The sequence below is a fragment of the Thermococcus sp. genome (genome assembly GCF_026991495.1).
Classification (GTDB): Archaea; Methanobacteriota_B; Thermococci; order Thermococcales; family Thermococcaceae; genus Thermococcus.
The window spans coordinates 1-12,043 of sequence record NZ_JALXBJ010000078.1 but is presented as its reverse complement, the minus strand read 5'-3'; the positions used below and the strand labels follow the sequence as shown (position 1 = coordinate 12,043).

16 protein-coding genes and 1 pseudogene are annotated in these 12,043 nt (G+C 57.4%); 10 read left to right on the top strand and 7 right to left on the bottom strand.

Annotated elements, in window-relative coordinates; genetic code table 11:
• From MVB78_RS09075 to MVB78_RS09060, 4 genes and pseudogenes are all read left to right on the top strand, one after another.
• Positions 1 to 492 (top strand): annotated as a pseudogene (locus MVB78_RS09075) (tyrosine--tRNA ligase); the annotation flags it as partial.
• 25 nt (positions 493 to 517) lie between these two features.
• Positions 518 to 982 carry an Lrp/AsnC family transcriptional regulator gene (locus MVB78_RS09070; RefSeq protein ID WP_297490517.1) on the top strand — a complete coding sequence of 155 codons (465 nt, stop codon included), beginning with the start codon at positions 518 to 520 and terminating at the stop codon, positions 980 to 982.
• Between the two features lie 3 nt (positions 983 to 985).
• Positions 986 to 2,308, top strand: a complete 1,323-nt coding sequence (locus tag MVB78_RS09065) for a glycosyltransferase (protein ID WP_297490516.1) — start codon at positions 986 to 988, stop codon at positions 2,306 to 2,308.
• Complete coding sequence (locus tag MVB78_RS09060) at positions 2,308 to 2,679, top strand: DUF2304 family protein (protein WP_366940181.1); 372 nt, start codon at positions 2,308 to 2,310, stop codon at positions 2,677 to 2,679. Before MVB78_RS09065 ends, MVB78_RS09060 begins: the two co-directional genes overlap by 1 nt.
• On the opposite strand, the gene MVB78_RS09055 is transcribed toward MVB78_RS09060, so the two are convergent.
• Genes MVB78_RS09055 through MVB78_RS09045 form a run of 3 tightly spaced genes read right to left on the bottom strand, consistent with a single transcriptional unit; the run spans position 2,676 to position 4,392 of the window.
• Positions 2,676 to 3,209: a cytidine/deoxycytidylate deaminase family protein gene (locus MVB78_RS09055; protein WP_297490515.1), complete on the bottom strand. Its 534-nt coding sequence runs from the start codon at positions 3,207 to 3,209 to the stop codon at positions 2,676 to 2,678. The two genes, MVB78_RS09060 and MVB78_RS09055, sit on opposite strands and share 4 nt — an antisense overlap.
• Before the next feature lie 12 nt (positions 3,210 to 3,221).
• Positions 3,222 to 4,013, bottom strand: coding sequence for a M48 family metallopeptidase (locus MVB78_RS09050; RefSeq protein WP_297490514.1), 792 nt, complete (start codon positions 4,011 to 4,013; stop codon positions 3,222 to 3,224).
• Positions 4,014 to 4,023: 10 nt separating this feature from the next.
• Positions 4,024 to 4,392: a BlaI/MecI/CopY family transcriptional regulator gene (locus MVB78_RS09045; protein WP_297490513.1), complete on the bottom strand. Its 369-nt coding sequence runs from the start codon at positions 4,390 to 4,392 to the stop codon at positions 4,024 to 4,026.
• Between the two features lie 121 nt (positions 4,393 to 4,513).
• On the opposite strand from MVB78_RS09045, the gene MVB78_RS09040 reads away from it, so the two are divergent.
• The 5 genes from MVB78_RS09040 to MVB78_RS09020 are packed head-to-tail and all read left to right on the top strand — an operon-like array spanning position 4,514 to position 7,961.
• Positions 4,514 to 4,843, top strand: a complete 330-nt coding sequence (locus MVB78_RS09040) for a heavy metal-binding domain-containing protein (RefSeq protein WP_297490512.1) — start codon at positions 4,514 to 4,516, stop codon at positions 4,841 to 4,843.
• 1 nt (position 4,844) lies between these two features.
• Positions 4,845 to 5,834, top strand: coding sequence for a hypothetical protein (locus MVB78_RS09035; protein WP_297490511.1), 990 nt, complete (start codon positions 4,845 to 4,847; stop codon positions 5,832 to 5,834).
• Between the two features lie 4 nt (positions 5,835 to 5,838).
• Positions 5,839 to 6,198 (top strand): PadR family transcriptional regulator, encoded by a 360-nt coding sequence (locus tag MVB78_RS09030; protein ID WP_297490510.1) that lies wholly within the window; start codon positions 5,839 to 5,841, stop codon positions 6,196 to 6,198.
• Positions 6,195 to 6,980: a DUF1648 domain-containing protein gene (locus tag MVB78_RS09025; RefSeq protein ID WP_297490509.1), complete on the top strand. Its 786-nt coding sequence runs from the start codon at positions 6,195 to 6,197 to the stop codon at positions 6,978 to 6,980. The genes MVB78_RS09030 and MVB78_RS09025 overlap by 4 nt, the downstream gene beginning before the upstream one ends.
• A gap of 60 nt (positions 6,981 to 7,040) precedes the next feature.
• Positions 7,041 to 7,961: a triphosphoribosyl-dephospho-CoA synthase gene (locus MVB78_RS09020; protein ID WP_297490508.1), complete on the top strand. Its 921-nt coding sequence runs from the start codon at positions 7,041 to 7,043 to the stop codon at positions 7,959 to 7,961.
• On the opposite strand, the gene MVB78_RS09015 is transcribed toward MVB78_RS09020, so the two are convergent.
• Both MVB78_RS09015 and MVB78_RS09010 read right to left on the bottom strand, forming a co-directional pair.
• Positions 7,951 to 8,232 (bottom strand): family 4A encapsulin nanocompartment shell protein, encoded by a 282-nt coding sequence (locus MVB78_RS09015; RefSeq protein ID WP_297490535.1) that lies wholly within the window; start codon positions 8,230 to 8,232, stop codon positions 7,951 to 7,953. The two genes, MVB78_RS09020 and MVB78_RS09015, sit on opposite strands and share 11 nt — an antisense overlap.
• Positions 8,233 to 8,466: 234 nt before the next feature.
• A complete protein-coding gene (locus MVB78_RS09010; protein ID WP_297490534.1) occupies positions 8,467 to 8,880 on the bottom strand; it encodes an OsmC family protein in 414 nt (137 codons plus the stop codon).
• A gap of 57 nt (positions 8,881 to 8,937) precedes the next feature.
• On the opposite strand from MVB78_RS09010, the gene MVB78_RS09005 reads away from it, so the two are divergent.
• A complete protein-coding gene (locus tag MVB78_RS09005; RefSeq protein ID WP_297490507.1) occupies positions 8,938 to 9,780 on the top strand; it encodes a radical SAM protein in 843 nt (280 codons plus the stop codon).
• Here MVB78_RS09005 and MVB78_RS09000 read toward each other — a convergent pair.
• Both MVB78_RS09000 and MVB78_RS08995 read right to left on the bottom strand, forming a co-directional pair.
• Positions 9,760 to 10,533: a gamma-glutamyl-gamma-aminobutyrate hydrolase family protein gene (locus MVB78_RS09000; protein WP_297490518.1), complete on the bottom strand. Its 774-nt coding sequence runs from the start codon at positions 10,531 to 10,533 to the stop codon at positions 9,760 to 9,762. The genes MVB78_RS09005 and MVB78_RS09000 overlap by 21 nt on opposite strands.
• A gap of 41 nt (positions 10,534 to 10,574) precedes the next feature.
• Complete coding sequence (locus MVB78_RS08995; RefSeq protein WP_297490505.1) at positions 10,575 to 11,834, bottom strand: PLP-dependent aminotransferase family protein; 1,260 nt, start codon at positions 11,832 to 11,834, stop codon at positions 10,575 to 10,577.
• Positions 11,835 to 12,043 lie beyond the last annotated feature (209 nt).

Sequence of the window (12,043 nt, the reverse complement as noted above, 5' to 3'; positions counted from 1 at the left end):
GGCGAAAAGCTCAAGCCGGTAGCGCTTCACCACCACCTCCTCCTCGGCCTTCAGGAACCGCCGGTATGGCCGATAGAGAGCGAGGAGCAGTTCAAAGAGCTGAAGACCCAGATGAAGATGAGCAAGAGCAAGCCCTACTCGGCCGTCTTCATCCACGACAGCCCGGGGGAGATAAGGAGAAAGCTTAGAAAGGCATTCTGCCCCGCTAAGGAGGTCGAATACAACCCCGTCTTGGACTGGACGGAGCACATAATCTTCCGCGAGGAACCGACTGAGTTCACGATTCACAGGCCGGCCAAGTTCGGTGGGGACGTTACCTACACCACCTTCGAGGAACTGAGGAGGGACTTCGCGGAAGGAAAGCTCCACCCGCTCGACCTCAAGAACGCGGTTGCCGACTACCTTATTGACCTCCTTAAGCCCATCAGGGAGTACTTCGAGAGGCACCCGGAGCCGCTCGAACTCATGAGGGAGATAAGGATAACCCGTTGAGCTTTTTTCCGGAGCGGTGTAGCAGATGGCCGGGATAGACGAGAAAGACGAGGAAATACTAAGGCTCCTCCGCAAAAACGGGAGGATGACGCTTACAGAAATAGGGCGCAGAGTTGGCCTCTCGCCGGCCAGCGTTAAGAAGAGGCTGGAGAAGCTTGAGGGGTTGGGGGCGATCCGCGGCTACTCCGCGGTCGTCGACCACTCCTTCTTGGGGAGGCTCGTCAAGATACTGTTCCTGCTCAGGCTGAAGGTGGAGGGGCCCGAGATAGACAAGCTCGTGCTCAGGCTCGCGGAGAGGGAGAACGTCCAGTCTGTCTACAGGATCAGCGGCCGTGCCCAGATAGCGATAATAGCTGAGTTCAAGGACATGAAGGGCATGAGGAGCTTTGCCGGCTCCATTAAGGGGATCTTCGGGGACACTTTGGAGTACATCGAGTGGGGGGTCATCTACGAGACTCCGAAGGAGTGCTGGGTGCAGTGGAGGGGATGAGGAGTGGACGTGAGGGCAGTGATCTTTGACCTCGATGGAACGCTGATAGGCGCCCCTCAACCATTCTCGGAGATCAAGGAGGAGCTGAGGAGAAGGCTTCTCGGGATGGGGCTCGGGGAGGAACTCATCGGCGATCTGACACCCATGTACGAGAGCCTCATCAGGATATCGAAGGAAACTGGGATGCCTTTCGAGGAGCTCCACTCCATCCAGGTCGAGCTTGAAGTGGAGAGGATGAAGGAGAGCTACGCCTTTGAGGGAACCCTTGAGGTTCTCGGCTTCCTGAGGGAGAGGGGGATAAAGACCGCCGTCGTGACGAGGAGCTGCAGGGAAGCTGCCCTCTACGCACTGGAGAAGAACGGGCTCGCGGGAATGATAGACGCCGTGATCGCGCGGGATGATGTGCCCCCGGATCAGCTCAAGCCAAACCCCGGGCAGCTCCTTCACGCCATGGAAGCGCTCGGTGTGGAGGCCTCGAAGACGATAGCGGTGGGCGACCATGGGTACGACGTCATCTCTGCGAGGAAGGCCGGTGCCATCTCCGTCCTTGTAAGCGGCCACGAATCCGGAAGGATGAGCTTTTCCGTGGAGGCAGAGCCGGACTTTGAAGTTGATACGATGGGAGATCTCCTCAGCCTCCTCCAGAGGCTCCTCTCGACCTACGTCGTTGTGCCGGCTTACAATGAGGAAAAAACGATAGGAAAGGTGCTCGACGACCTCCTCAGGTATTTCAGACGCGATGAGGTTATCGTCGTGAACGATGGCTCTAAGGACGGGACGGAGGGGATCGCGAGGTCGCGGGGGGTTCACGTCCTCACCCACCTCGTGAACAGGGGGCTTGGGGGTGCGCTGGGCACGGGCCTCTCCTACGCCCTCAGAAAGGGGGCGGAGCTCATCCTGACCTTTGACGCCGACGGCCAGCACCTTATCGAGGATGCCATAAGGGTTATGAGGCCCGTTGCGGAGGGGAGGGCGGATTTCGCGGTTGGCTCAAGGCTCAAAGGGGACGTGAGCCAAATGCCCGCTGTGAAGAGGTTCGGAAACGCGGTGCTGGACGTTGTAACGGCCCTCTTTGCAGGGAAGTATGTCAGCGACAGCCAGAGCGGCCTTAGGTGCTTCAGCAGGGACTGCGCGGGAAAGATAAGGATCACATGCGACCGCTACGCGGTTTCAAGCGAGATAATCATAGAAGCCTCCAAAGCCGGCTGTAAAATCGCTGAGGTCCCAATAAGGGCCGTTTATAGCGAATACTCGATGAAAAAGGGAACGAACGTGTTCGAGGGGCTTAAGATAGCCCTCAACCTGCTGTTCGATAAGCTGAGGTGATGACGGTGTACGTTGCCCAGTACATAGCGATTGTTGTTATACTCTACCTGCTCTGGAAGGTCTTCCTAGACTACAGGAGGGGCCTGATGGACTGGAGGGGTTTCGTATCCTGGGGACTCATCTTTGCGGTCTTCATCCTGATAGCGGTATTCCCGGTCAGGATATCCTACGAGGTCAAGGATATACTGGGCCTCGGCAGGGGACTCGATGCGCTCTTCGTGGTCTCTATAGGCCTGATATTCCTCCTCATGTTCGACATGTACCTCAGGATAGACAGGGCGGAGCGGGAGATAACCGAACTGACGAGGAAGATAGCGATAGAACTCGAGGAGATCAACGAGAGACTGAAGAAGCTCGATGGAAAGGATTAAAAGTCCTCACCGAATAGCTCCTCAAGGAAAAGCCTCACGCGCTCTTTGGGAAGCTTGAACTGCCTTATCTTTATTATGCCCTTCTCCTGCGCCTCCCTCAGAAGGATCTCCGTAGCTTCGTTCGGGTACATCTCCTCGTAGACTATCTCCCTTATACCCGCGTTTATGACGATCTTAAAGCAGGTGTCGCAGGGAAAGTGGGTAACGTACAGCGTCGCGCCTTCGAGGCTTATCCCCTTCCTGGCCGCCATTGCAATGACGTTCTGCTCGGCGTGAACGGCCCTGTGGCAGTGTCCGTCAACTATGAGACAGCCGACGTCTATGCAGTGGTCCATGCCCCTCGGGGCCCCGTTGTAGCCGGTGGCAAGGATATAGCCGTCCTTTACGGCAACCGCCCCGACCCGGAGGCGCGGACAGGTAGCCCTCAGCGAGACGAGCTTAGCTATCAGCATGAAGTACTCGTCCTTCGTTGGCCGGATCCTCTTTATCCTCTCAGCCCTCTCCCTGTCAAGAACCACCTCAACTCCCATTGCAACCACCGGTCAGGCCCTGGACCTGAGCTCTTCGAGGAGGGGAACTATGCGGAAGATCCTCTCCTCGTAGCTTGGATGGGTCGGGAAGAAGACGATGCCCGGCTTCCTGTAGGTTCTCCCCCTCCCGTGCCTCTCGATTTTAGGCTCTATACCGGGGTTGATCCCCTTCTTAACCCTCACCATGAGGTCTTCGTAGTTCTTCAGCTCTTCGAGGGCGTACTTGAGGGACATCGGAACGTCGAGTATCCTGACGGCGAAGTCGTCTGCCCTGAACTCTCTGCCCTTCAGGAAGCGGGAGCGTTCGGCCTCAAACCAGATGTACAGGGTCATGTAGAGCAGAAAGGCCAGAAAAGAACCTGTGAAAGCCCACATCACGAAGGGGAAAACGAAGGCAAAGATCCTGAAATACGCCAGCAGGGGAAAGAGCAGGGTGTCGCGGTTCCGTATGTGGCCGAGTTCGTGGGCCACAACACCTAACACCTCATCCTCATCGAGCACCTCGAAGAGGCCGAGGGAGAGGATGACCTTCTTCCCAGTGGAATAGGCGTTTGGGAGGTAGTCCTCGAGGACGTAGACTGAAACCCCCCTTAGCCCCGCCCTCCTCACGAGGTTCTTGATCCTCCCCGCTATCTCACCGAAGGAATCGGAGAGCTCAACGAGCTCAGGGCCGGAGAGGGCGGAGATTAGGAGGCCCAGGAAGACCACGCTCACGAGGATGAGAACCCCGCCTAAAAAACCCGCCCTGCCCGCGAAGAGGTAGGCGAGGAGGAAGGCGGTGATCAGGGGAAGCAGCGGTCTCATTGGTATCCCCTCAGAGCTTTCTCATCTGGGACAGGTAGGCGTAGGTGGCCTCCCTGAAGTTGCTCATCAGGGCGTCCAGGATGCGCTGGACAACCTTCCTCTCGAACTCCTCCCTGCTGGTTGTTACGGAGTAGACGTACCTCATGCCACCCCGCCCGTGGTCAACGCTCCTTGAGAGGAGCCCTTTGTCACACAGCCTGTTCATAAGGATGCTGATCGTGGAGCGCCTGAGGTCTGGATGGGCCTTCTTGAGGTGCTCGTACACCTGGCCCGCAGTGGCCACGCGAGCCCGCCACATGTACTCCATTATCTCCGCCTCAAGGGGGGGAAGGACGGCCCTTATACCATCCTCCGTGAGTTTGAATTCGTGCGGTTCCATCGCCCACCCTCAAATATACTCCACCGCTTTGGGATAAAAGCTTTTGCCCCGGGGCCTCAAAAGGTTTTTAAGGAATCATCCCCAACTATACATTGAAGTCCGATACATCGGGGTGAGATGTATGGACGAACTTACCGTCGTCACCACGGAGGGAATACCCGGTTATAGGGTTGTGGAGGTGAAGGGGCTCGCCCGGGGCGGCGTCGTCATGGCCACCCACATAGGCAGGGACATAATAGCCGGCCTCAGGAACCTCGTTGGCGGGGAAGTTAAGGAGTACACCGAGATGATGGCGAAGGCCAGGGAGATAGCACTCCAGCGCATGATGGAGAACGCCAGGGAGATGGGGGCCAACGCGGTTATAGGAATGCGCTTCATGACCTCGAACGTCGGCACGAGGATGGCCGAGGTCTACGCCTTCGGAACAGCCGTCGTCGTCGAGAGGGAATGATATGAGAAGGCTACTCCTCCTCTTCCCCCTCTTCCTACTGATTTTCTCCGGGACCGTCTGCGCCCTCACACCTCAGGAGGCGATGATGCAGGCCCTGAAAACGGGCAACTACTCCATTGTCGAGCCCTACCTGAGCCCCCTCATGAAGGCCGCCTTCACGAGGGGCGAGTTCAGGGCTATAAGGGAGGGTCTTATCAGGGGGCACGGCGCCATAACCGGCTATGAGCTCCTGAGGGTGAAAACGGAGGGTCCCTACCGTGTCTATTACTACCGCGTCATCGCAGAGAAGGGTGATTACACCGTTACCATCACCGTGAGGGACGGCAGGGTGGAGGGATTTCACCTCAAGGGCTTTTCCATAACCCTAACACCGGCCGTCCTCTATCCCCTCGCAGGTGCCATCGCCGCCCTCCTCTTAATCTGGCTCTACCTGAAGCGCTTCGGGGTCGCTGAAGTCCTCTTCGGGCTCGCAATTTTTCTGATAGCCATCGCCGTTCAATCCCCCCTCCAATCACTTCCCGCTTACCTCGGAGTCGCCGGTTCCCTCGGAACGATCCTCTGGGGGGGCTTCGTAGCCGGTTTAATCCAGGAGGGGGTCAAATACTACTCCGCCCGCGGAAAGAACCTCCGCGATGCCATATACATCGGTTCCGGCTTCGGTCTCACCGAGGCCCTTTACATCGGCTTCCTAACGCTCCTCCTTGGCTCGGCCTCTCTTTTATCGGCCCTTGAGAGGTTCCTCGCCCTGCTCTTCCACTCCTCAACCGCGGGCCTGTTTTCCTACTCCCACGTGAGGGGTTGGGGAAAAAGGGCGTTCCTGTTGGCCTTCCTGGTGCACTGGGCGGCGGATTCCATGGCACTGTATTGGCAGTACACACCCTCCACCTGGATCTTGGTCGTCACATACACCACCCTCGGGATCGCTTCCCTTCCCCTCCTCAAACTCCTTCCCCAGGCAAAGGCAGAGCGGGAGCGGAGGGTGAGGTGGTAGAGAATTGTTCGGAAATCAGAGGGAAAAGGCCCTTAAGAAGATCAGAAGGGAGCTTCGCGCCGGCCTTTACTCCTACCTGATTCTCTCTCTCCTTGAGAGGGAGGGAGAGCTCCACGGCTACGCAATACGGAAGAAGCTGGGGGCAATGAGCGGTGGGAAAATCGTGCCCAGCGAGGGCGCCCTCTACGACATCCTTAAGGGCCTCGGGAAGCTCGGCCTAGTTCAGTACGAGTGGGCAGAGGTCGGCGGCAGGCCGAGGAAGTACTACCGCCTCACAGATTTGGGAAGGGACGTTTTGGAGGAGCTTGGGGATGAGGTAAAGGGCATTGTGGAGGTCTTAAAAAAGATGGGGGGAGCGGAATGAACTCCTTTGAGGTGTCGATATCCATAGTCCTTCTGCTTTCAGGGCTCTTGACGCTTGCCTTCAGGAACAGAAGGAACTCCTTAGTTGGCTTCAGGATCGGCTACACCTACCAGTCCGACTTCGCCTGGAGGAAGGCCAACACCTTTGCTGGGCTCTTCATAACCGGGCTCTCCCTCTTTCTGCTCTTTCTGGCTTTCATAGGCGTGGCGCCAAATTCATTCGTCCTCATTATGCTCGCGGGGGTGCTTGTCCTTATACCCCTCGGGACGGCGGTGGCAAAGAGGGCCTACGAGCTTGAGGAGCTCTCAACAGAGGCCCCCGAAAAGCCCCAAAAGCCGATCGAGATCGATGTGAGGCCCTACCTCATCCTCCAGCTCCTCGTTCTGTTAGCTTACCTCCTCCTCGCAGCAACTCTCTGGGAGAGGCTTCCGGGGAAGGTTGCCGTACACTTCGGTCCCTCTGGAAAGCCGAATGGTTTCGCCTCAAAAACCGTTGGGATCCTCCTGTTCCCCCTCCTCATCCAGCCGATTTTGATAGCGATGACCTACCTCCTGAGGGAGCCGGGCTTCGCCCCCCTTCTGAGGTTCAGCAGGCTTGGCTGGAAGAGGGCCGCCGAGCTCTTCACCCTCCTCTCCGTCGGCGTGACCCTCCTGGAAACGGCGGTGCTCCTCTACAACGCGGCTTTTATCCCCTCCTCCTGGGTCAACTACTCAGTTTGGGCCTTCTTGGGGCTGATCTTAGTGGCTATCTACAGGATTCTAAGGGTGAAGGGAAAGGGGTGAGTTGCCCGGGCGACCGTCGCATTCTTATACCCCCTCTCCATCCTTAGATGGGTGCTGTGAATGGAGCTCTGGAGGATAGTTAAAGCGTTTATCATGGGGCCCCTGCTTGAGGCGGCCGTTCCAAAACCAGGCAACGTGAACCGCTTTGCCGATTTCGAAGACCTAACTTTATACCACTTCATCGCCGCCAGCACCGCGGTTCTGCCCCTCTACCACGAGGCCGCAAAAACCGGGGAGCTCCTGAGAAGGGGCCTCCTGTCACCGAACGAGGCCCGGATCGGGGAGCTGATAAGAAGGGCCGTGGAGGGCTCCAGGAGCGTTCAGGACGCCAACCCAAACTTCGGTGTAATCACGCTCTCGATCCCCCTCATAATGGGCCTCTCAATGGCCAGGGACGTTGCGGAGGCGCGGGAAAAGGCGAGGCTTCTCCTCAGGGAATCGACCGTCAGGGACACGATGGAGCTCTACCGGGCGATCAGGGCGGCCGGGCCCAAGGGCCTGCCCCGGGGGGTCAAGTACGACGTCTACGCCGATGGCTCCTTTAGGGAGCTCTTCGCCGACAGGGTGAACCTCTGGAAGCTCGCCGAGATCGGCTGCGAGCGCGAGCTTGTATTCTGTGAGTGGCTCGATGATTACAGTCTGTCATACAAAACGGCCGACAGGCTCATGGAGCTGTTGGGTGAGTTGCCCTTCGAGGAGGCCGTTGTAAGGGCCTTCGTCGAGCTGATGGCCGAGAGGGAGGACACCCTAATAGCGAGGAAAGCCGGCCATAGGGAAGCGGAGCTCGTCAGGGAGAAGGCAGGCGAGGTTCTCGCGGGAAGGCTTAAGCTGGAGGAGCTCGATGCCTTCCTACGGGAGAATGGAGATTTAAGGAACCCGGGAAGCCTGGCGGATGTGGTGGCCGTTTCCCTCAGCCTGCTCGCCCTCTCCGGGCTGAGGGTAGCAATGAGGGACGGGAGGGTCTTCGGGCTCATTGGATGACCCTTATCCTCTTTGCGCCGCCCCCTTCGAAGCCAAGGCTCGCGCTGTCGGCAACGACCGCGTCCCCGCCGAGCTCGTCAAGAAGCCTCACCCTGAGGCCAGAAAGCTCAAGGAGCTCCTCATCGCCGCCGAACTCTTCCCTCACCTGCTCTTTCATGAACTCGTACGCCTCACGCCCCATGAGAACAACGTCCGGGCTGTAACCGTCGAGTTTGAGTTCGTTTGCCTTCTCCTCGATACTGCTCAGAACCCTGATCAGATCACCGCGCATGGCGAACACCAACCCCCGTTGAACGGGGAGCTTAAAAGGGTTCTCATCTTCAGCACGAGCCCTAAAGGCCAGTCTCGTGGGTGCGGTTTGAGCGCGGGATTGCGAGGCGGTTGATAAGCCGCGGTTCCAGTGGGCGCTTTCAGAGCCTCCACGCTGCCGCCAAATTCTGACCTCCTCCCCACTTTGAAGGGCGAGGCCTTCGGGAGAAAAAAGTAACGGTGGGAAAGCCAGAGGCTAACCCTTTCCCGGAACTATCTCCAGCGAGTACGTTAAATCCGCACCGCTGAGCTTCACGTGGGCGCTCGCCGAGCAGTACTTGTCCTGGCTCAGCTCTATGGCCCTTTTGGCCTTCTCCTCCCTCACGTTCCCGTAGATCCTGTAGTGGATGTGAACCCTATTGTAAATCCGGGGGTGCTCCTCCCGCCTCTCACCGCTTATCTCTACCTCAAGACCCTCTATGGGCTCCCTCATCTTCTTGAGTATCGTAACGACGTCGTAGGACGTACACCCGGCGACGCTCAGGAGAAGGAGGCGCATCGGGCTTATACCGCCTTCCCCGAGTATGACCGAGCACTTATCTCCTTCGATCCTCCCCACGAACTGATAGTCCCTGAACCACTCAACCCTTCCCTTTATCGGCTCCCCCACCTTAACCACCGGGGGTAATGAGGAAAGCCCTTTAAAAGTCCTTCCCCAAGTGGAATCATGTACATAAGGCCCTTCGATCCGTGGAAGTCAAAGCTCTGCACCTGCCCCTTCAAGTACACCCTGAACGTCTACACCGGTTGCGACCACGCGTGCGTTTACTGCTACATAACGAGCTATATCCCAAAGGCCTTCAAAGTCAGAACCAAGGAGGGCCTTCTCCCCAAGCTGGAGAGGGAACTCAGAAAGTTCGACAAACGCTTCATAATAGCCCTTTCCTACTCCTCGGATCCATACCCAACGGTTGAGCGGGAACTTGGAATCACGAGGAAGGTTCTCCAGCTCTTCAAACGCCATGACGTCAGGTGCCTCCTCCTGACCAAGTCGGACATCTTTGAGCGCGATATAGACCTTCTGAGCGAGCTCAAGTGCGCAGTTGGGGTGACCGTTACAACCGTTGATGAAGGAAAGGCGAGGCTCCTTGAGCCGAACGCCCCATCGCCAAAGGCCAGGATCCGGGCACTGAAGAGGGCCAAGGAAGCCGGAATTTCGGTCTACGCGCGCATAGACCCGATAATTCCCTTCTACACATGGGAGGACTTCGACGAAACCCTCTCTGCCCTCGACTTCGTTAGCCATATAACCGTCTCGACCCTCAAGCTGAGGCCTGACTCGAAGAAGAGGATGTTCGCGAAGTTTCCAAGCCTTATGGAGAAACTCTGGCCCCTCTACGAACGGGGAGAGCGGATTGGTGGCTACTACTACCTTCCCAGAGGGCTCAGGTTCAAGCTGCTCAGGGAAGCCGAGAAAAAGATAGTGGAGAAGGGAATCACCTTTGGGTCGTGCCGTGAAGGCTACCGCTCCTTCCCAACCTGCGACGGCTCACACCTCGTTCCCCTCTGACTTAACCTCAATGCTTTCACGCTCTATTCTCCTGAGCTGGCTTTTCCTCGCGGCCGAGATAAAGGAGCGGTAGATACCCCTCATCTCCGGAAGGAACTCCGGGCACCACTGGACGCCGATGTAAAAGCCCTCCCCCATCTCTATCGCTTCCACCACTCCGTCTATTGAGAAGGCGACCGGCCTGAACCCGTCGCCGACCCTCTTCACTGCCTGGTGGTGGAAGCTGTTGACCTGGATGAAGACCTCGTTCGTACTTGAGACGTTCAGATCGTCCTTGACCATCTCGTAGAGGCGCGAGCCGGTCTTCATGCGGACGCTGTGGAGCCTCTGGGACGGGTCAACCAGCTTTGGATCCCAGTCGTGCTTTATCGCCTTTGGGATCTCCCTCGTCAGATCCTGGTAGAGGGTTCCGTTCGTGGCGACGTTCATGACGTGCATTCCCCTCCCAACGCCTAAAACCGGTATCTCCATCTCAAAAGCCCTCTTAAAGAGCTCTATCTCGAACTTGTCCCGGTCGTAGTCCGCAGTCTTCAGGAAAGGCGATGGGTCGGCCCCGTAGAAGTAGGGGTGAACGTCTGGCCCCTCCGTGAGCAGTATGCCGTCGGCTATTTCGCAGACGTCCCTCGGGTCCCCCCCTGCCAAGAAGATAACAGGTGTCCCGCCGCTCTCCCTCACGAGCTCTATGTGCTTTGAGACAGGCCCTGATTTCAGATCCTCCCGGCCACTGGAGACTACCGCTATAATGGGTCGCATAAGGATCACCGTTCAACAAATAGGTAGAAGGGACTAAAAAACTATTGGGAGCTGGATTTTCTGAGCTCCTCCCCTATAACCTCGGCGAGCCTCTTCACGCCCTCGCGTATCTTCTCCTCCGGGACGTATGTGAAGTTCAGCCTCAGGGCGTTCTTGACCTCCCTGTGGGCGAAGAAAGCCTCCCCTGGAACGTAGGCGACCCCCTTCGAGACCGCCTTCTCGAGGAGGGTCTTGGTGTTTATGCCCTCCGGAAGGGTTGCCCAAACGAACATGCCCCCGTCCGGTTTCGTCCACTCCACCCCATCGGGCATGAAGTCCTCAAGGGCTTTAAGCATAGCATCGCGCCTCGGTTTGTAGAACTCGATTATCTCCGGTATGTGCTCGTCGAGGTAGCCCTCCTCAACGTACTTCCAGGCTATCGCCTGGCCGAGGGTGTTGGTGCAGAGGTCTATGCTCTGCTTGGCTATCTCCATCTTCCTGATGAAGTGGGGGTGAGCCGAGACCCAGCCGAGGCGGAGTCCGGGGGCGAGTATCTTTGAGAAAGTCCCGAGGTATATGACGCGTCCCTCGCTGTCGAAGTGCTTTATCGGCGGGATCGGTTCACCGGAGTAGCGGAGCTCGCTGTAGGGGTTGTCCTCGACTATGATGAAGTCGTACTCTCCCGCGAGTTTTACGAGCTCTTTCCTCCTTTCGAGGCTCATGGTGACGCCCATTGGGTTCTGGAACGTTGAAACCGTGTAGAGGAGCTTTACGCGCTTGCCCTTCCCCTTGAGCTCCTCAAGCCTCTCCCTCAGGACGTCTACCCTCATGCCATCGTGGTCCATTGGTATGCTAACGAATTCGGGGCCGTAGTAGTTGAAGGCCTGGAGAGCGGCGAGATAGGTAGGTGCTTCGACGATGACGACGTCGCCGGGGTTTATGAATACCCTCCCTAAAAGGTCGAGGGCTTCCTGGCTTCCAGCCACCATCATTATCTCCACTTTGCTCATCGGTATTCGGTAGCGCTTCTCCATCCACCTGGCCAGTGCAAGGCGGAGTGGCGTAAAGCCCTTCGTGGTTCCGTACTGGAGGGCCTTGTCGGCGTGGTTCGTCAGGACGTCTTCCGTTATCTTCTTGATGACCTCAACCGGAAACGTCTCCGGGGCAGGGAGCCCTCCGGCGAGGCTTATGACGTCGCTCGTCTCAACGAGCTTTAACAGCTCCCTAATCTCGGAGGCCTTCATCCCGAGGGCTTTTTCCGAGAAAAATGACTCAAAATTGAGGGGTTTTGCAGCGAGTTTTTTCTTGAGTTTTTTCTCCACCTCAACCACCCCAATGAACATTCAAGTTCATCAGCACTGATGTGTACAGAGGGAGTTGGGGACGGGAGTTATAAAGTTTTCCTCCCGGCCACATCAACCTTTACTTTTGTAAAGGTCCTGGCCGAATGTAGAAGGGCAGAAGGATTTTGGCGCCGGGGCAGGGATTTGAACCCTGGCGGGCAAACGCCCACGGACTCTCCAGGCCCGCG